Genomic DNA, 19745 nt, shown 5'->3' with positions numbered 1-19745 from the left:
GGTGCCAGTGGGTGGTGGCTTGGCGTCTCGCAGCCCTGGCGCGCCATGGCATTGGCGATTCTGTGGCTGGCTGGCTTGGTGGCACCGACAGCCATGGCCGCCGATTCCCTCGTCTTTGCCAAAAACATCGACACGGCGCCGCTGCTCGATGGGCAATGCAAGGAGTCGTTCTGGAAAGACATCCCGCCGACTGTCGTCAATCAAGGCGAGATGCAGATGAAGGTGGCCTTCGACGGGCAGTTCGTGACCATCTGCGTGGAGTTGGCCGAGGCGGGTCTGCCGAGCGTTGATTTGTTCATTACGACGCCGGCTTTGGCACGCAGCCTGCGGCTGCACAGCTCGGCGCAAGTAGGGCAGGCCGAACGTCGCACGATCGGTTGGTCGGACGACATCGAATGGGGCCGCAATGACGGTTGGTACGCCCCGCCCATTCCCATCCAGGGCATGGTGGTGCGCGGCAATCTTAGGCGGCCGCTGTTCAGCACCGTCAATCAGCGCGAGATCCAGCTTGATACGCGCCAGTTCGGCTTTGGCGAGTGGCGATTCCTGTTGCAGATCAGTGGGGTGGGTAGCAAGCGGGCGCAGATTCGGTTTCCCGATGCCGATCAGTCAACGCCCGATAAATGGGCGACCGTCAAGATTCTGCCCCTGAAGCGCTGACCCGAAATTCGGCGTATACTTGCGAATTATTCGCATTTCCAGATGGGCCGACTGCTGGAAGCGCTGGGTCGCACGTCGATCCAGTCTTGGATTAGTGCCTCAAGTGATTGATTCAGGCGAATAAAGTCCCCATAGTTGGAGGCTTGTCGGTGCCTGTGCGTCTGTTTGCGGTTGACCCGCAGGTCGACAATCAGCCTGGTCAGGTGCATCAAGGACGGTGCGCCGGCGAAGCAGTCACCTGAGTGATTGTTTCGGTGCAAACGAGCCCAACCCCGTGTCCGGGCGACAGCTTGCACCGCGTTCAGGATGACTGCTTTGCAAACACTCATTCAGCCTGGAGCCCGATTTGAAACTCTCCCAATTGAACTCTGGTCAGAAAGCGCGTGTGGTGTCCGTGCATTCGACTGAAGACGGCGATCCGATCGCCCGTCGCTTGGGGGATCTTGGTTTTGTCCAAGGCGAATCGGTGCGGATCGTGGCGTTTGGTCCGTTTGGCGGCGACCCGATCGCCGTGCAGATCGGTCAGGCGCGCTTTGCGCTCCGCCGTAGCGAGGCCGCACGCGTTCAAGTCGAGGCCCAGTCATGAGCATGGCTGCGGAGTGGCACCTGGCGCTGGTGGGCAGCCCGAATTGCGGCAAGACCGCGTTGTTCAATCGCTTGACCGGCAGCCGCCAGAAGGTGGCGAACTACGCAGGCGTCACGGTTGAGCGCAAGGAAGGACGATTCCAGCTGCCGAACGGCCGCGCCGTGCGCCTATTGGACTTGCCGGGCGCGTACAGCTTCGCCGCCACCAGCCCCGACGAGCAGGTCACGTTCGACGTCTGTCGCGGCCAGTTTCCTGGCGAGAAGAAGCCGGATTTGCTGGTCTGCGTTGCCGACGCCACCAATTTGCGCCTGCACCTTCGGTTTATTTTGGAAGTGCGCAATCTGGGCCAGCCGATGTTGCTGGCGCTCAATATGGTCGACGCGGCCAAGCGCCGCGGGATTGCGGTCGATGCGGCCGTACTCGCACGTGAACTCGGTATTCCGGTTGTCGAAACCGTCGCCATTCGACGTGGCGGCGCCGATGCGCTGCAAGCTGCGCTGACTGCCTTCGAGGGGAGCCCCACGCCGCCGCCCAAGGCGGACGACCTGCATGCCGAGACCCGTCGGGTAATGGGGTTGGCGGTGCGCGAGCCGGAACGTTCGACGAGTTTTGAAGAACGGGCAGATCGTATCCTGCTGAATCCCTGGCTCGGTCTGCCGATCCTCGCGGGTGTCCTGTTCTTGATGTTCCAGGCGGTGTTTGCATGGGCTGGGCCCATGCAGGATGCGCTGGCCGGCGGCACCGCGGCCGCGGGTCACTGGCTCGCGCAGACGCTGCCGGCAGGGGCGCTCCAAAGTCTGATCACCGATGGCATCTTCGCGGGGCTCGGTACGGTGCTCGAGTTCCTGCCGCAGATCCTGCTCCTCTTTCTGTTCATTCTGCTGCTCGAAGAATCGGGCTATTTGCCTCGGGCGGCGTTTTTGCTTGATCGCCTGATGGCTGGCGCTGGCCTGACGGGCCGCTCGTTCATTCCGTTGCTGTCGAGCTTCGCGTGCGCCATTCCCGGAATCATGGCCACGCGCTCGATTCAGAATCCGCGCGACCGGCTGGTCACAATCATGATTGCACCGCTGATGACCTGCTCGGCGCGACTCCCGGTCTATACGCTTCTGATTGGCGCGTTTATTCCGCGTCAGGAATATGCTGGCGGCTGGTTGAACCTGCAGGGCCTCGTGCTGTTTGGCCTATATGTAACGGCCGTCGTCAGCGCGATGGTGGTCTCGTTCATCATGAAGCGCTGGCACAAGAAGGCCGGCGAGCAAACCCTGCTGCTCGAACTACCGGCCTATCGGTGGCCGAATCCGCTTGATGTGGCCATCGGCCTCTGGGAACGCGCGATGGTGTTCCTGCGGCGGGTGACGACGATTATTCTGGCGCTGACGGTGTTGCTCTGGTTCCTCGCCAGCTTTCCGGCTCCCCCTGAAGGCGCGACGGGTCCCGCGATCGACTACAGTTTTGCCGGCCGGATCGGACATGCCTTGCAGTGGTTCTTCGCGCCGATCGGCTTCAATTGGCAGATTTGCATTGCGCTGATTCCCGGGCTCGCGGCCCGCGAAGTGGCGGTCTCGGCGCTCGCAACGGTGTACGCCGTTGCCGCCGCGAGCGACGAGCAGGCCATCTCTCAGCTCACCGGCATGGTGGCCGGCCAGTGGTCGATTGCGACGGGGCTGTCGTTGCTTGTCTGGTACATCTACGCGCCGATGTGTCTGTCGACCATTGCCGTGATCCGCCGTGAGACCGGCGGCTGGAAACACCCACTCTGGGCCACTGTCTATTTGTTTGCGCTGGCTTACTTCGCGTCATTCCTGACCTATCAAGTCGCGTCGGCGCTGCTGACATGATCCAGAACGACCTGCAATCGTGGATCGTCGTGGCCCTGGTGCTCATGTCGGCGTTCTACGCGTGGTATCGCCTGGCCCCACAAACCGCCATGACGGTAGAACGCCACCTCGTGCTTTGGTTGCTTCGACCCGGGCGGGCCGCGGGGCTTGCGCGCCTGGGGCGGCGTCTCGCACCCAGGCACAGGGCCGGCGCCAACGCGACCACTTGCGGGGCAGCATGTTCTGGCTGTAAACCAGACGACCGCGCCGAATCACTCTGAAACCATGGCTGATCCTATCGACGCCGTCATCACCTGGGTGGACGGCGCAGACCCGCGTCATCAGCAACGCCTGCAGGCCTACTTGCAAGCGTTGGGGGGAAGCCGGCCGGTGTCTGCGGACCCGACCCGCTTCAACAACGATGGCGAGTTGGAATACTGCCTGACATCGATCTTTCGATTCGCACCGTGGATTCGGACCATCCATGTGGTCACCGATCAGCAGGTGCCGCCGCTGCTGGCGCGCCTCGCGGGGACCGTCTACGCGGACCGGGTCAGAGTGGTGGATCACCGCGAGATATTTGCCGGCTACGAATCGGTGCTGCCGACGTTCAACAGTCGCGCGATCATCAGCATGCTGTGGCGCGTGCCGGGTCTCGCTGAGCAGTTCTTGTACTTCAACGACGATTTCGTGCTGTTGCAGCCGATCCAGCCGGAAGACTTCTTCCGCGACGGCAAGGTGGTTCTGCGCGGCACGTGGCAGACACCGTCGCAGTATCGCCCGATCAAGCGTTGGCTCAATGCACTGCGCGGCATGATCCAGCGCGACCCGGGCAAACAGCGCGTGCGGAATCTGGCCGCGCAGGAGTTGAGTGCCCAATTGGCTGGATACGTTGACCGCTATCTGCGCCTGGAACATTTGCCGTTTCCCCAGCGCGTCAGCACGCTCGAACGCTTTTTCGCCGCACATCCCGAGCACCTTTTGCACAACATCAGTTTTCGCTTGCGCTCTGGCGCGCAATTCAAGGCCGAGGCGTTGGCCTTGCACCTGGAAGCGCGGTGCTACGAGGCGGTGTTCGATCATCGTCTCCGGACCGCGCAATTGAAACCGAGTGAACAGGCGGCCTGGCGTTTGCGCCGCAAGCTGCAACAGGCGGATCGATCCGACCGCTACGCGTTTGCCTGTATCCAAAGTCTGGAGCTCGCACCCCCGGCATTGCACGCCGAGATTGTGGCCTGGCTCGACCGTCGCATCGGCCGGCTCGATTCCTGGCTGACGGGCGTCGCCAGTGACGCGCCATCAGGGCCAACTGGGTAAAAATTCCTGAACAGTGACTGCCTTCTGCCGATGCCGGCGGCGGTGGCGGCTTGTTTGATCCAGCGTCTTTCCCTAAACTGCGCGCCCCTTTGATGGGCTTTTGAACTGCGAAGCCCGTCATTCATAACAATCGCGACCGCCCGAGGGTTCGGGTAAACGCGATTCGAGTCTGATGTCAGCCCAGCCTAGATCTGGACTGTCATGATTCTGGGTCGTTAGCTCAGCCGGTAGAGCAGCGGACTTTTAATCCGTTGGTCCGGAGTTCGAATCTCCGACGACCCACCATTTTTGGCGTGTTTCACTGCTGCGTTCTGGCGCGGCGGTTTGCGTTGTGGCCACTCGCGACAACAAAAAGCGCACGCAGACTCCTGTCGGCGCGCGCTTGATTCGTCGTCAGATCAATTGCGTCAGCGGCCGGTCGAGCGAATCACCCTGCCGGTGACCCTTTGGCCGCAACAACTCAGGTCCGCGGCAGCTTCATGCCCGGGAGCAAGGCGCGCCATCCCTGCGCGGCCTTGCGTTCGATCCGAACTGCCACGTCCGGTGGGGGGATCATCATGACCTCCACCGCCGGCGTCTGCAGCGCCAAGGCATCTGCAACGGCTGTTTCACAAGCCAACGTCATGGCCGCATCCTCGGCCGGTACTGCCTCTGCCGACATCGCGATCACGAGTACGAAGGCACTCATGCACAATCCCTGTGCGATCACTCGCTTCCAAATTTGATTCAGCGACATCTTGGTCTCCTTGGCGTTCATCTGACACTCCTTTGTCTGTTGCTTGCATTGGCCACTAACCATCCTGGTTAGCTTCCTTGACGAGAAATCGAGCGATTTCGTGTCGTTCCTATTTGGGAGGATCTGAAGCAGTCCATCCTGGACCTTCAAACCCGCACCGAGTCCGGCACGTGCCCGGACTTGGTGGTCCCGAATAAAGCACCTGCGTGCTGCATTCTGGGCGGGCCATCCGTGGCTCCCTCACAGCCTGGGCCGGAATCACCCTGCGAAGCGATGACCACCCTCATCGCCCCGCAGGGGCACCATCCTTGGTGCAACCCGTCACCCGGATTGACCGGTGGTGACGGTCATTCCCTGAAATTGGTCCAGAGCTGCCGCAATATAGGATTGCAATCGGCGTGCCAAGGTTGCATTCAATTTAAGTATTTGTTTTATCAGGCTTGTTTTTGGCGCGCGCGACACCGCGGGTGTCCGCAGTGTCCGCTCCCGAACGACCAGCGGACACTCGACCCGGTGCCGGCGGACACTGATGACCGCCAGCCTCTGATCAGGTCACCGCGCGTGGCGCCCTTCGCGCATCCACCATTCGCTGATCCGAGCGAGGCCTTCCGTCAAACTGACACGCGGCTTGTAGCCCAGGTCCCGGCGCGCGGCATTGATATTGAACCAATGTGCGGTAGACAGCTGCTCGGCCAAAAACCGCGTCATGGGCGGATCCGTCGGCCGACGCAGCAGCGACCAGACCGATTCGCAGACCAAACCAGCGGCATGCGCGACGCCGACCGGAATGCGCCGTGTTTCGGGACCTTGCCCGCAAGCGCGCAACATCTTGTTGATCATGTCGTCGAGCGCGATGGGCTCGCCCTGTGACACGAAGTACGCCTTGCCCGCACAAGGCGCACCGACCTCCAGTCGATCCAGCGCGTTCAAATGGACTTCGGCGGCATTGTCGATGTAGATCACGTCCACCTTCTTTGGTGGGCCGATAAATCGGAGCCGGTTCTCGCCGAAACGCTTCAAGATGCGCGGCAGCAGATGGTGATCGCCCGGGCCCCAAATCAAATGCGGGCGAATGGCAACCGTGGCCAGCGTCGGTCCGTTGGCAGCCAAAACGTGCTGTTCGGCGGCGGCCTTGGTCGCGGGATAGTGTGCAGCGAAATGGCTGGGGTAGGGCAGGGACTCGTCGCCGCCTTCGATGTCGCCGCCCGCGTGCACGACACTCGGCGTGGAGGTGTAGACGAGTTTCCGGATACCGTGGATTTCACACGCACCGAGCACGGCCAGCGTGCCGCCGACATTGGCAGACGTGAAATCGGCCAACGACCCCCAGATGCCCGCTTTGGCAGCGGTGTGGATCACCGCGTCGCAGCCCTCGGCGGCAGCAATCACTTTTTCCAGACTGGATATTTCACCCTGGACTTGCTCGACGCCAAGCGCTTCCAGATTGGCCGATCGTGATCGCGCCAGGCTGACCACCTTATCGCCACGCGCACGCAGCATTTTGCAGATCGCGCCGCCGAGAAAGCCGGTGCCACCAGTGACGAGAATTTTCATGACCACGTTCCAGGTTGCAGGCGGCCGATCAGGCGGCCGGTTCGAATGAGTAGGGAAGGAAACTTGTTACACCGAAGCTGCACTGGTTCGCGCATCAATCGGTGAGTTGTGCTGCGAGACTTGGAAGACGCCAACGTTTCGCAAGTAGCCCGCTCCAGAGCGCTCTCCCACTCGCGTGGGAGTCCAGCCGCCCCATTGGTGCGCTTATTCGCGCATCAAACTATCAGCGACGATGCGAGATTTTCACGACGGCACAGTGTGGCAAGTAGCCCTCTCTCCAGCCCTCTCCCACTTGCGTGGGAGAGGGAGCGCTCCCTCCCCCGCGATCGCGGGGGAGGGCCCGGGGAGGGGGTTACTTGCGATCAGGTTAGTCATTACCGACAGGTTTCTGGAGTATCCAAATGTAGGGTTATCGTGTGTTTGGTGAAAGAATGGTCACGAGGCGCAAGATTGGCCCCTGGGGTTCAATCGAGCTTCTTGATCCATTTCAGCAGCGGTGTCCAGTCGTCCTGATGGCGCAGCACTTGCTCGGATTGATAGTCGAAGATGCTGCGGCCGACACCTGCCATCAACGCGTAGCCGCCCGAATCGCGAAGTTCCGCAACCACAGGCAAACCAAAGGCACGCAGGCGTTCCAGCGTGCTGCGTGAGAGCTGGGTCCAGGGTTTTTGCCGATTGGCCAACAGCGCAATGGGCACTTTCTTCTTGCGCCAGTCGGCGTTTTCGGCGAGCGCCGCAAGGAATCGCTCAGTCGCATCGAGATCGATGACGCTGGGTGCGACCGGCACGATCAGTGCGTCCAAATCGCTCGCAATGGCGGCGACTTCTTCTGCATTCGTACCCGCCGGCGTGTCGATCACCACCCGCTCGGCGTCACTCGGAACCTTGTTCAACAACTTGCCATTCAACTTGGCTTGCAAGCCAAGAACCGCCGGCACCGGCAATTCGGCACGACGCTGACACCAGTGCAGCGCGGATTCCTGCGGATCGGTATCAATCAGAACCGTCCGTTTGTCGGCGACGGCATAGAACGCGGCCAGGCTGGTCGCGATCGTAGTCTTGCCGCAGCCACCCTTACTGCTGCTGATGAGAATGGTCCGCATGAGAGGCTCAAAGTCCAGGCAACGTCCGCGCGACTGTAGCAGCTTGATTCCGAGCCCGGCCTCCACCCCGCCGATCCGGCGTTCAGTCGGCTGCGGATTCAGCCGTTCGGGCTGCAGTGCAGGCAGGTTGGCTGCCCAACACCCGCGTCTCTGATGCCGGGTAGCGCGAGAGTTTGTCCGGCGGGCGAATTGGCCGAGCCTGGAACCCACCACCGCAGTTCGGGCAGCGCCCGCCGAGCCGTGTCTCGGCGCAAGTTCGGCAAAACGTGCATTCGAATGAGCAGATCAAGGCCTGATCGCTGTCTGGGGGCAGATCACGGTCACAGCATTCGCAGTTGGGACGCAGGTCGAGCATGGATCACTCCGATGCCATTCAGGGCCACTCAGCATGCCCGGCCACGGATCAGACGGCCAGTGCCAGTAGCCCCCGAACTGACGCCCAAATAGAAAGAGCCCGCGGCTTGCGCCGCGGGCTCAAAATCGGTCAAAGGGAATGACCGGAGCTTTTTAGAACGTGACCGACCAAGAGTTCAGCTTGCCGGTGTCGCCGCTGGCGGCATCCTGCACGCGGAGGTTCCAGGTGCCGTTCAGCAGTTCGCTGGACAGGTTCAGGGTCACCGTCTTGATGATGTTGTCCGTGCCAGCACCCGTGCGGTTATGGATGTTGTACAGCGTGCCATCTGGTGCCACGAGGTCCACCTTCAGGTCGCCCTGGTAGGTGTGGGTGATGTTGACTGACACCGAAGCGGTGGCCGGTGCATTGCCCGTACGACCAGAAACCGTGATCGGCGAGTTGATCGTGGTGTTGTCGTTGACATTGAAGACCGTGTTGCTGGTGTAGGTCTGCGTGCTGCCGCCACCGCCGCCGCCAGCCGTGTAGCTGCCGGTGATCGACAGGCCGGAGAATGCCGAGTAGCCCTTGACCGCCACGTAGTAGGTACCAGCCTGAGCCGTTGCAATGTTGCAGGTTTCAGCGTTGGTGCTGCCCGTGCTCTTGCAGTCGTTGACCGTGTCGGTCGGCGCGCTGCCAAACTTGACGTACAGATCGGCATCACCCGTGCCGCCGGTGGTGACGAACTTCAGACCCGTGGCGCCAGCTGGCACGACCAGGGTGTAGTTCAGATAAGCGCCAGCAGCGCCGCTTTGACCCGTCTTGGCCACGCCATTGGTCAGTGCAACCGCCGTGCCGCCACCGCCGCCGCTACCTGGGCAGGTCACGCCGACCGAGGAGAACGCTGCCGTGACGTCAGCCTTCGTGAAGCCCAGATCCGTCGCGGCCGTTTCAACACCGCAAGCACCGGAGTTGAACGTGCTGCTCGGGGTCCAATACAGATCGTTCGCGCGGGCAAATACCTTGAACGCGTTCGGGGTATTCCAGCCTGGCTTGGTGGCCAGCAGGTAGAACGCCTTGTTGTAGACGCCAGACGAGTAGTGCACGTCGAGCGAGCTGGTGTAGTTCGCCGCATTGTCGATCGAGCTACCGTCTTGCGGCGGGTTGCTCATGTATCGAAGCGCGCCAGTAGCCTTGAACACTTCTGGGCCAACCAGGAAGTCGTTGGTGCCCTTCCAGAAATATTCCGTGGCTTCGCCGCCCATGTCGGAAAACGCTTCGTTCATACCACCGGACTGGCCGGAGTAAGTCAGATTCGAGTTCTGCTCCGTGAAGCCATGCGAGACTTCGTGACCGGCCACATCCACGCTCACCAGCGGATAGAAGGTGCTGGCACCGTCGCCGAAAGACATCTTCGAACCGTCCCAGAACGCATTTTCGTAGCTGGTCGAGTAATGCACGCGCATGACCAGTTGGAACGTCAGCGCAGCACGGCCCAAGTAGCTCTTGTACATGTTCTGGATCACGCCACCGAAATAGTGCGCATCATTGATCGGCGCATAGGCACCGTTGATGGCCTTCGTGGTGTTGCGCGGGCAGGTGTACGCGAACGCCGTGGTGCTGGTGGTACCGCCATTCAGATTGACCGACTTCACATCGGTGTTGTTCATCGTGCACGTGGTGCCCGACTGGGTGACGTCGAGGAAGCCATACTTGCCGCCCGAACCCCATTCATACTGGCCGGTCTTGCTGTTGCCGCCAGGGCCGGTGCCAACTGCGGCATGGGCCAGGCCGTCCCACTGCTTCAGGACTTTGCCGGAGTTGGCGTCGAGGATGGTGAACATGCGGGTTGGTTCGCCGCCACCCGGACGATCAGCCAGGATTTCCGAAACGAAAGCGAGATGCGCGATCGAGCTCTCATCAACAAACACGACCTTCTCAATCTTTTCGCGCTCAATCACCGCCGAAGCCAGGCGCTTGCCGAGGGCAGCGGTCTTGGCCAGGCGGGCGGCAGCGACGTCATCGAATTTGGACTTGGCAGACGTACCGATGTCTTGATCCAGGCCATTGACCATGTTGCCAAACATCGTGCGCAGGCCTTTGCCATCTTCCTGCACGATCACGTGCTGGCCCCATACCGGCAGGCCCTTGTACATCTGCTGGTAGCGGTAGGTGTTCAGGCCGTTGCGCTCATTCGTGACCTTGAGCGATTTCAGCGTGGAGCTGGTGTCCAGACCCAGAATTTCGGCATGGCGCTCTTCACTGCGGAGTCCGCCCATGGCCTGCTGCACGCTGACGCGCTTCGCATTCATGCTGCCGAGACTCTGCTGCTGCAGGTCGGACACTTGGGCGGCGCCGGCGCTGCCGGCAAGGATGGCAAGGGCCAGGGCCGAGAGGCCAAGGCGTACAGCTGGGATTTGCGTGTTGCTCTTCACTTTTTTGTTCCCCGATGCTGGATGAGTTTTTGTGTTTCTCCCCGGGAATCGCGTGATCAGACAACAATCCATCCCAGCCTGCCAGCGGCGACAGGCACCCGGGTTCAGTTCGGATTGCATCAGATCGACAGCGATCACCCTCTACCCAAGCACTGAGAGGATGGTTTCAGGGCCATTAGTCGGTGGCACCGGAACCCTTCTCGAAATGGCTGGGGCGGGCGGGACTATAGTCATGTGAAAAAAATGTGCACGCTGCTCCGCAACATGTTCACGTCCCGCTGACAAGCCCCTTTCGTCCGGTCCAGTTGTAAAGAATCGGAAACCACAGAAGTCAATCCGTCCAAGGGCTGAATTTCGCCTCGGTTTTCCGGTGAATGCCGCCGAATACTCAGGTCCGATGTCTCGATCCATGAGATTTCAGCATGTTCTGATGCCGAACGATTTGGCCTTCTTCCCAAATCGTTGCTGCATTGGTTTGGAGCCGGGCGAACACGCCCGGCTCTTTTTTTTGGGTTCGGCGCCGAAAAGTTGACCGGCAGGTCGGAAATCCGAACTGCTAACCTCGCCGCAAGGGTCGCCAATGCCCATGGAGCAGACGATGATCGTGCCACGCTTTTGGTCAGAATCCGTTGTCGAAGGCCGCGTCAAAGGGCGCGCTGTCCGCATTCGCCGCTTTGGTTGGTCCAACGACTCCGAACAGGCGGCGACTGCACACGCCGCAAGTCGCGCCGAGGAAGCGCTTCTGCGCTTGCAACAGGGCGAACGCGTGGCGAGGCGGGAAATCAAGCAGTCGTATGGTGGCGGCGACGGTCTGCCAATCCGCGAACAGATTGTCGATGAGCGCGATGATGTCGTCATCACCCGCAACAGCTATGGCGCGCGGTGCTTGAACACCCCGGATGTGTTGTTTGTCGACATGGATTTCGATGCTTCCAATTCGTTGGTTGCAAATGTGTTTGGGGCGGCTTCGGTAATCGCTTCGATCAGTGTTCTCTTCGCGCTGCAGTTTTCGCCGACAGCTTGGTTCATGGCACTGCTCCTGCTACCGATGGGGTTCTTGTTCGCAGCCAGATTCCGCGCAAAGAAGCGCGCCGCCGACTCAGCCCTGCCGCGCTTGCGCGCCATGTGTCAGCGGTGGTTGGACCAGGATCCGAAGCGGCGGCTACGCCTGTATCGCACGCCCGCTGGCTTGCGGGCGGTGGTCATGCATCAAACCTTCCCGCCCGACAGTCCGGCGGTTCGCGAATGCTTCCAGGGGCTCGGCGCGGATCCGGTGTATCAGCGCATGTGCGAACTGCAGCAGTGCTTTCGCGCGCGTGTGACCGCCAAACCTTGGCGCATGGGCTTTACGATGCGATTTCGGCCCCGGCCTGGCGTTTGGCCGATTGCCGCCACAGCAATGCCAATCCGCGAGCAATGGGTGACTGCCTACGAGCAGCAGGCCCGCGAATTTGCGGCGTGTCATTTTTTGGAAGAACTCGGCAGTGGTCACGCCGATTTCAAAGTGCAGCGGGTGGTAGCTTGGCACGATGAGTTGTGTGGCGCGTTATCCGGACGGCCATTGGCCTGAGTCACGTTACTCGAAACGCTGCTTCAGTTGAGAAGCCTGGCCATGATTTCGGCGCTTGCTTGTACTTCGGGTGTCGTCATGATCACGCGCGGTCGGCCATCGAGCGTGCAGTCGAGTGCGCGGTGCAGCCAAGCCTGATGGCCCGTGCGAAGCGTATCGGCGTTGGCACCGCTGATTAAACCCAGCGCGTTGGCCTGATCGATCAGCGCCCAGGTTTCGGTCGCGCGTAGCAATTCGGGATGTTGGCATCCGTGCGCCAGCACCAGGCGTTGCAGGAAGAACTCGAGATCGACGAGACCACCTTCACCTTGCTTGAGATCGAAATGCAGATGGTCGCTGCGGTCCAGCTCTTGCCGCCAGCGGGCGCGCATGCTGCGCACTTCGGTATGCAGCGCGTCGGGGTCGCGTGGTTTTGCCAATACATCGGCACGAACCCTGGCAAAATGCTCGCGACCGCTTTCGGCGCCACAAACCACGCGAGCGCGTACCAAGGCTTGCTGCTCGTAGGTCCATGCGCGCGTTTGCTGATAGTCGGCAAAGGTGCGGAGCGACGACACGAGCAGTCCCTTGGCGCCATCGGGCCGAAGCCGCATGTCGACTTCGTACAAGCTGCCCGCACGCGTGCTGGTGCCCAACCAATGCAGCAGGCGCTGCGCCATGCGGGCAAAGTAGCGTGCTCGATCCAACGGGCGCGGGCCATCGCTCAGTTGTTCATCATCGACATCGCAGTACAGGAACACCAAGTCGAGATCCGATGCAAAGCCGAGTTCCGCGCCGCCGAAGCTGCCGTATGCCACCACGAGCAGCCCATCGCCGAGCCGACCGTGCTGCGCTTCATGTTCGCGCCGGACCAGTTCGTACGCGCGGTGCAGGCTGAGCTCAGCGAGCTGCGACAGTGCCTGGCTGCACGCAAGCGCCTGCAGACGCCCGGCAAGCCAGTCGAGTCCGATCCGAAAGAGCGCGCTCTGCCGGGCTTCGTTCAATGCCGTCAACAGCGCCTCAGGATCATCCTGCGGTGCGCGGGCCAAATGCTGCGCAAACTCACGGGCCGGGTCGAAGTCCTTGCCTTGGCGTTCATCGAGCAGTTCGTCGAGGAGCAGCGGGTGCGCAATGACGCGCTCGGCCAAGAAGCTTGAGCGTTTGAACACTTCCACCACCCGCTCGCGCGCGCCGCGGCGCTCGGCAAGCAACGCCAGATAGCTGGATCGTCCGGCAATGGCATACAACAAACGCAACAATCGCTCGACTTGCGGGTCGGTCAGCGCCTGCAGATTCGCCTCGTGCAGCAAGCGCGGTGTGGCGCGCTCAAAGCGCGATTTCGCCGCCGTATCCATCCGCCGCACCGCGAGGCTGTTCAAGAGGCTGTGAAACGCCTCGGCGACGGAGCTGCCAAAGTGTTCAATGAGTTGCGCCGGTGTCTCGGTCAGCTCTTCGCCCAAACGCAGGGGTTTGTTTCGTGCCGGGGGATCGAGTACGCGTTGGAACAACGTGCCCACTGCGTGCCGCACGCTGCCGATGGCGGCGTCCAACGCCGCGGTATCTGCGTAACCAAGCGTCCAGGCGATGCGCCGTCGCGTGAGGGTGTCGTGTGGCAACGCGTGGGTCTGCTCATCCGCAAACATTTGCACGCGGTTTTCGACCCGTCGCAGAAATTCGTAGTGGTCCCGAACGCCGTTGCCTTCGTCGCTCGTGAGAAAACCGCTGTCGATTGCGGCACTCAAGGCCCGGTAGAAGCTGGGTGTGCGCAGCTTCGACTCGCGTCCGCCGCGAATCAATTGGGCGAGTTGGACCATGAATTCGCATTCGCGAATCCCGCCCGGACCGAGCTTCAAGTTGCCATCCAAGTCACGCCGATCAACTTCGAGGTCAATGCGCGATTTCATTTCGCGCAGCCCCTCGATGGCGGTGAAGTCGAGATAGCGCCGGTAGATGAACGGTCGCAGGGTGTCGATCAACGTGGCGCCACCAGCGCGATCACCTGCCACGGTCCGAGCCTTGATCCAGGCATAGCGCTCCCAGTCACGACCTTCGCGCTGGTAGTAGTGCTCCATGGCATCGAACGTCCAAGCGAGACGGCCGGCGCTGCCAAACGGTCGAAGTCGATAATCGACGCGCGCCACAAATCCGTCGACGCTGACGTCGCCAAGCAATTGCGCCAACCGCTGGCCGACCTTGGTGAAGAATTCTTCGTGACTGAGACGCCTTGGGCCGTCTGTCTCGCCGGCCTCGGCAAACGTCAGAATGAGGTCGACATCCGAGGAAAAATTGAGCTCCCCGCCACCGAGCTTGCCCATCCCGATCACAGCGAGCCGCATGGGCAAACCATCAGGGTGGCGCGCTTGGCCGAAGCGTGGCGTCAACTCGGCCTCGGCACGTTGCAGGGCATGCTCGATACAACGCTCGGCCAGTGCCGTGGCAGCCAGCAGCGTTTCGGCGACGGTGGCCTGCTTCAGGACATCGGCAACGATGAGGGCCAATGAGCCGCGTCGCCGATAGCGCCGCAGCGCGCCGGCAAAATCCGGATCGTCGAGCGCCGGCAAGTCGCTGGTGGCAATCTCGCCGTGCGTCAAAAAGTGCGTAATCAAGTCCGGTTCGCGCCGAAACACGTCAAACGCGAGGTCGCTGGCGAGCAGGACCTGGTCCAAGTCTGGCGTGGCCACCTCGGCGTTCAGTCCGAGCTCGGCCCGGCGCTGTGGCAGCCAGGCGGCCAGTTCGGCGGGCAGGGAGCGCACGGCTTGACTTAAGCGATTTCGGCAAAGCTGGCGCGCGCGGCGGCGATCGTTTGATCGATCACGGCCTGGTCGTGGGCGATGGACACGAACCCTGCCTCGAATGCGGAAGGCGCCAAATACACGCCGCGCTTCAGCATGGCATGGAAGAAGCGATTGAAGCGCGCCGTGTCGGCGGCTTTGGCTTGCTCGTAAGTTTCGACGGGCTCGTTGGCGAAAAACAGACCAAACATGCCGCAGACTTGGTTCGTCGTAAATGGGAGGCCGGACTCGTGTGCGGCTCGCGTTAGTCCCTGGCACAGCTTGTTCGTGGCTTCGGTCAATCGACCATAGAACTCTGGCGCCTGCAGCGCCTTGAGCATCGCCAAACCAGCGGCCATGGCGACCGGGTTGCCGCTCAACGTGCCCGCCTGATAGACCGGGCCTGACGGAGCGATCTGGCGCATGATGTCGGCCCGCCCGCCATAGGCGCCCACCGGCATGCCGCCGCCGATGATCTTGCCGAAGGTGCTGAGGTCGGGCCGGATGCCAAACAACGATTGCGCCCCGGCTGGCGCCACCCGAAAGCCGGTCATGACCTCATCGAAGATCAGCAGCGCGCCGTGCTCGCTGCAGAGTTCGCGCAAGCCTTGGAGATAGCCTGCGCGCGGCAGAATCAGATTCGCGTTGCCGATGATCGGCTCCAGGATCAGGCCGGCGATGTCTGGTCCGTGTGCTGCAAACAGCGCTTTTGCCGCTTCCAGGTCATTGAAGGGCAGGGTCAGTGTCAAGTCCGCCACGGCCGCGGGCACGCCAGGCGAATTCGGCAACCCAAGGGTCAGGACGCCCGAGCCCGCTTTCACCAGGAACGAATCGGCATGGCCGTGGTAACACCCCTCGAACTTGACGATCTTGTTCCGACCGGTGAACCCACGTGCCAACCGGATCGCCGCCATCGTGGCCTCGGTCCCGGAGTTCACCATGCGCACCATTTCCAAGCTCGGGACCAGTTGCGTCAGGAACTCCGCCATCTCGACTTCCAACGGGTTCGGCGTGCCGAAGGACAGGCCTTGGCGAGCCGTGGCAATGACCGCGTCGAGCACATCCGGATGGTTGTGGCCCAGAATCATGGGCCCCCAGGATCCGACGTAGTCGATGTAACGATTGCCGTCGACATCGAACAAATACGGGCCTTCGGCGCGGCTCACAAAAAACGGACTGCCGCCAACGGACTTGAATGCCCGCACGGGTGAGTTCACACCGCCTGGCATGCATTGCTGGGCGCGTTCAAACAGATTCTGATTGCTGGACATGGCGGGCTCGATACCAGAGGAACAAGTCGACAAGGATAGCGGCGGGTGCGGGCAATCCAAGCCTCGGTTGAGAACTTGCCGGGACGGGCCGTAATGCACCGGTCTGCTAGCGCCGCGACACGGTCTCTGTGTCGTACTCGACAGTTTTCAATCGATGCCAACCGGAGACAGCTCCGACTCAGCCAGAAGGCTCCGGGTTCCGTTACCATCGGCCATCGACTTCCGGAGGACACCGCGATGCGAAATCTGAATGCGCCCTTTGTTTCCCTGTTGCTGCTCGCAATGACCGTTGCGTTGCCGAGTGGTCCGGCCGAGGCCGGCAAAAAGTTCTACAAGTGGCAGGACGAGCAGGGCGTTTGGCATTACGACGAAACGAAGCCCAAGGATCGCGAATCGGCGGCCATCAATGTAACGCAGCGTGGCAGCGCCAATGATTCGGATCCGGCAGCGAGCACGCCGGCTTCGACACAGCCCGCACCGACGCCCGCCACGGAGCCCGTGCCAACGGACATCGCCGAGTCGGACGAGGATGCGGAGAGCAAAGTCATCGCCAATCGCCAGGCAGCCTGCGAGAAGGCAACGACCGCCGTCAGCATGTATGAGAACTACGCGCGTGTGACGGTGGATACCGATAATGACGGCGTGCAGGAACCGTTGAACACCCAGCAGCAGTTGGAACGGCTGAAAGAAGCCCGGGCGGCCGTCAAGGAATACTGCAACTGATGTCCATCGGCACCCGAGAGGTCGTGATCGGCCTGGTCCTGGTGATCGGCGGTGCTGCCTATCTGGCCTGGAACCAACAAACTTCAGAACGAGCGGCGCAGCAGGCCGCTCGCACCGAAAAGCCGCCAGCGCCCACTCGCGACGCCCAGGCCATGGTGATTTACAAGTGGCAGGATGATTCCGGTACCTGGACCTTTGGCGAGAATCCGCCGCAGGATGGCCGTCCGTATTCCGAGATTCGCGGCACGCCGAATGTCACATCGGTCCCGACCGTGGTGCCGGACGATGGTCCCGCGATCGATCAGGCGCCGGCTCCTGAGGCGACCGATTCGCCTTAGGCTGCTCCCACAGGCTGACGGCCTATTTGGGATGTTGCCGGTATTTTTGTGGGAATCCAGCCGCCCCTTTGGTGCGCTGATTCGCGCATCAAACGGTCAGCGACGATGCGTGATTCTCACGACGGCACAGTGTGGCAAGTAGCCCGCTCCCCAGCCCGCTCCCACTCGCGTGGGAGTCCAGCCGCCCCTTTGGCGCGCTGATTCGCGCATCAAACTGTCGGCGGCGATGCGCGACTTTCACGACGGTGCAGTGTGGCAAGTAGCCCTCTCCCCAGCCCTCTCCCACTCGCGTGGGAGAGGGAGTCGGCTCCCTCCCCCGCGAGCGCGGGGGAGGGTCGGGGAGGGGGTTACTTGCAGGCAGAATTATCACCACCCGCAATCTATTGATTCGCGAAACGAACGGGTTACGGTGTTTTTGTGGGAGGGCCTTCAGGCCCGAACCGAGGGTGCGGTGAGTCCTGTTCGCGGCGAAAGCCGCTTCCACAAGTTGATATGGCGGAAACCGGTTTCAACGAAGCGGTTCCTTTGAGCGATCCACCAGGCGAGGCATTGATGATCCACCTCGACCTCTCAGTTGGTTCAGCGTCTGCCCAACAATAAGGGCACATCCTTGTGCCCTGCTTGGGGTAAAGCGATTGTTGGCAGCGCTCGTCTGCTTTTGAAACTTGGCGGCGCGATGGGCTTGCCCCATGCGCCGCCTTGCTACCTTGATGACCGTGCATCCTTGCCGCACATCCTGGTGCCGATGCGATCCCTCTCCAAACCGATAAGTTGGCGGTCGCAAACCCCCGAGCGCGGACATCGCGACTGCGCTCGGGGGCCAATTCGTCCTTGAAGCGACCAAACCGGGCTTCCTGTCCGGTACGTCCTGCTGGCCTCGTCGCGCCCTGGTTCATCCGGTCTGATCGACTTCTCGATTGCGGCGTCCTGGCCGCAGCTCGACGAGGCGGTTGCTGCTTGGGCCAGAATCGCTCTGAGCGCTTTCGCGGTTCCGAACGTTCTGGCTTGCCACGTTCCAGTTGGCGATTCGACTGGCCGTGACCATCCTTGGTCCGGCCGGGGTCGGCGTCCTGCCGACCTGCTTACAGCGAGGCGATCGCGTCCTGGCGATTGCTCAGATTGACTACTTCAACGGCGTCGCCGTCGACCAGCTGCGACTGACCCATCACCACGACCTCGTCGCCAGGTGACACGCCTTGCAACACGCGGACCAAACCGTCCTGCTCGCCACCCAGGCTCACCGGCACCCGCTTGACCTTGCCCGACCGCACGGCGAACACGGCAGGCTCGCTAGCCGGGATCAGCGCCGCGCGCGGCATTACCACCGCTTCGGCGAGGTGCTCTCGTTCAATGCTCAGCCGGACAAACTGGCCGGGGCGCAGATTGGTGCCACCTTCGCGGATATCGATCACGGCGGTACCGGTGCCGGTTTTCGCGTCGACCACCGGTGAGATCCGCTCAACTTGACCGGTAAACACCTGGCCGGCGAACGCATCAGCAGCCAATTGCACGGTCTGGCCGGGTCGAAGCTCCAGAAGTTCCCGTTCCGGCACGGCGATTTCGGCGCGCAGGTCGTTGAAATCGGCGATCGTAAACACCGGCTCATTCGGGCGCAGGTTCTGACCCACCTTGACGTGGCGCATCGTGACCGTACCCGAGAACGGCGCGCGGATCACCGCGCGGTCGACATCGACCTGGGCCAGATTGACGGTTGCAAGCTGTGCGTCCCGATTGAAGCTGGCCAGATCGACTTGATCGTGGCTGACCATCTTGTGATCGAGCAGCATCTGCTGGCGCGACGCCTCGTGGCTCAGCCGGTTGGCAACGCTCTGCTGCTGCTTCAGCAACAGGGCGACACGGGCGGCGTCGATACGGGCCAGAATCTGGCCTTTCTCAACCCGATCGCCTTCTTCGACCAGCAGGCTGATCAGCTCGCCGCCGTTTTCGGCAACCACTTGCGCTTCGCGCTCGGCTTCCAGGGTGGCAGTCGTGTTCAGACGGCGGACCCACGTGCCCGAACCAACCCGCGCCGTTTCGACGGCGACCTTGGCCGCATCCTTGGCCGCGGTCGCGTCCGCCGTATTCGCCTGGCTTTGACCACATCCTTGGGTCATGGCCATGGCGGCGGCAAGGGGCAGCAGGGCAATCAGACGTTTCATGATTTACTCCGCGTCCGCCTGCGATTCGTCCGTCTTGGCATCGTCCAGGTCATGCCACACCTTACCCATCACTTCCATCAGGGCATCGAACAGTGCATGTTCCATAGCGTTCATTGTTGGCCTCCATTTGGCCGGTTGAATCAGTGTTGTAGGTAACTATAACACCGGTTTAGTAATCCACTAGATGCCGGAAGTCATGGGTGCTGTTGGTCACCCTGGTTCCCGGAATCGGGTTTGGCTGCATCAGTTGCCTGATCAGATGAGGCGACACGTTAAAAGGTTTCTATGACTGATGGCAGGCACACCCGTCACCGCTGCGGGTGACAGCTGCCATGTGACGGATGGCATAGTTGGATCAAAGACTTAGTAGCGTCAGAGGTGCCGACGTGGCG

The 19745-nt window shown here is 61.6% G+C and carries 16 protein-coding genes and 1 tRNA gene; 9 read left to right on the top strand and 8 right to left on the bottom strand.

Annotated elements, in window-relative coordinates:
• Positions 1-45: 45 nt before the first annotated feature.
• The 6 genes from C7S18_RS19100 to C7S18_RS19070 all read left to right on the top strand — a co-directional run bounded on the left by C7S18_RS19100 (position 46) and on the right by C7S18_RS19070 (position 4668).
• On the top strand, positions 46-660 hold the full coding sequence (locus C7S18_RS19100; protein WP_106893064.1) for a hypothetical protein: 615 nt from the start codon (positions 46-48) through the stop codon (positions 658-660).
• A gap of 346 nt (positions 661-1006) precedes the next feature.
• On the top strand, positions 1007-1246 hold the full coding sequence (locus C7S18_RS19090; protein ID WP_106893062.1) for a FeoA family protein: 240 nt from the start codon (positions 1007-1009) through the stop codon (positions 1244-1246).
• Positions 1243-3087, top strand: coding sequence for a ferrous iron transporter B (gene feoB, locus C7S18_RS19085; protein ID WP_106893061.1), 1845 nt, complete (start codon positions 1243-1245; stop codon positions 3085-3087). The genes C7S18_RS19090 and feoB overlap by 4 nt, the downstream gene beginning before the upstream one ends.
• Positions 3084-3347: a DUF6587 family protein gene (locus C7S18_RS25410; protein ID WP_106893060.1), complete on the top strand. Its 264-nt coding sequence runs from the start codon at positions 3084-3086 to the stop codon at positions 3345-3347. Before feoB ends, C7S18_RS25410 begins: the two co-directional genes overlap by 4 nt.
• 4 nt (positions 3348-3351) lie before the next feature.
• Positions 3352-4383 carry a stealth family protein gene (locus C7S18_RS19075; RefSeq protein ID WP_106893059.1) on the top strand — a complete coding sequence of 344 codons (1032 nt, stop codon included), beginning with the start codon at positions 3352-3354 and terminating at the stop codon, positions 4381-4383.
• Positions 4384-4592: 209 nt separating this feature from the next.
• Positions 4593-4668 (top strand) — tRNA-Lys (locus tag C7S18_RS19070).
• 175 nt (positions 4669-4843) lie between these two features.
• On the opposite strand, the gene C7S18_RS19065 is transcribed toward C7S18_RS19070, so the two are convergent.
• The 5 genes from C7S18_RS19065 to C7S18_RS19045 form a co-directional block, all read right to left on the bottom strand.
• Positions 4844-5140, bottom strand: a complete 297-nt coding sequence (locus C7S18_RS19065) for a hypothetical protein (protein WP_106893058.1) — start codon at positions 5138-5140, stop codon at positions 4844-4846.
• A 531-nt stretch (positions 5141-5671) separates the two neighbouring features.
• Positions 5672-6673 (bottom strand): NAD-dependent epimerase/dehydratase family protein, encoded by a 1002-nt coding sequence (locus C7S18_RS19060; protein ID WP_106893057.1) that lies wholly within the window; start codon positions 6671-6673, stop codon positions 5672-5674.
• Between the two features lie 464 nt (positions 6674-7137).
• Positions 7138-7776: a ParA family protein gene (locus tag C7S18_RS19055; RefSeq protein ID WP_106893056.1), complete on the bottom strand. Its 639-nt coding sequence runs from the start codon at positions 7774-7776 to the stop codon at positions 7138-7140.
• 82 nt (positions 7777-7858) lie between these two features.
• The gene (locus C7S18_RS19050; protein ID WP_106893055.1) at positions 7859-8131 is read right to left on the bottom strand and encodes a DUF1272 domain-containing protein; all 273 of its coding nucleotides are present in this window, start codon (positions 8129-8131) and stop codon (positions 7859-7861) included.
• A gap of 152 nt (positions 8132-8283) precedes the next feature.
• Positions 8284-10542, bottom strand: coding sequence for a M4 family metallopeptidase (locus tag C7S18_RS19045; protein ID WP_240623933.1), 2259 nt, complete (start codon positions 10540-10542; stop codon positions 8284-8286).
• 598 nt (positions 10543-11140) lie between these two features.
• Here C7S18_RS19045 and C7S18_RS19040 point away from each other — a divergent pair.
• A complete protein-coding gene (locus C7S18_RS19040; RefSeq protein WP_146152010.1) occupies positions 11141-12112 on the top strand; it encodes a hypothetical protein in 972 nt (323 codons plus the stop codon).
• A 23-nt stretch (positions 12113-12135) separates the two neighbouring features.
• On the opposite strand, the gene glnE is transcribed toward C7S18_RS19040, so the two are convergent.
• Positions 12136-14844: a bifunctional [glutamate--ammonia ligase]-adenylyl-L-tyrosine phosphorylase/[glutamate--ammonia-ligase] adenylyltransferase gene (glnE, locus tag C7S18_RS19035; protein WP_170113362.1), complete on the bottom strand. Its 2709-nt coding sequence runs from the start codon at positions 14842-14844 to the stop codon at positions 12136-12138.
• Between the two features lie 8 nt (positions 14845-14852).
• Positions 14853-16133 (bottom strand): glutamate-1-semialdehyde 2,1-aminomutase, encoded by a 1281-nt coding sequence (hemL, locus tag C7S18_RS19030; RefSeq protein WP_106893052.1) that lies wholly within the window; start codon positions 16131-16133, stop codon positions 14853-14855.
• 237 nt (positions 16134-16370) lie between these two features.
• Between hemL and C7S18_RS19025 the strand changes: the two genes are divergently transcribed.
• Entirely contained in the window at positions 16371-16856 is a 486-nt protein-coding gene (locus tag C7S18_RS19025; RefSeq protein WP_106893051.1) for a hypothetical protein, read from the top strand.
• Complete coding sequence (locus tag C7S18_RS19020) at positions 16856-17194, top strand: DUF4124 domain-containing protein (protein WP_106893050.1); 339 nt, start codon at positions 16856-16858, stop codon at positions 17192-17194. The genes C7S18_RS19025 and C7S18_RS19020 overlap by 1 nt, the downstream gene beginning before the upstream one ends.
• 1082 nt (positions 17195-18276) lie before the next feature.
• Here C7S18_RS19020 and C7S18_RS19015 read toward each other — a convergent pair.
• Positions 18277-19353, bottom strand: a complete 1077-nt coding sequence (locus C7S18_RS19015) for an efflux RND transporter periplasmic adaptor subunit (RefSeq protein ID WP_106893049.1) — start codon at positions 19351-19353, stop codon at positions 18277-18279.
• Positions 19354-19745: the final 392 nt, after the last annotated feature.

Source organism: Ahniella affigens, assembly GCF_003015185.1.
Lineage (GTDB): Bacteria > Pseudomonadota > Gammaproteobacteria > Xanthomonadales > Ahniellaceae > Ahniella > Ahniella affigens.
Note: the sequence above shows the minus strand (reverse complement) of the source record. Positions and strands in the feature narration are given on the sequence as shown.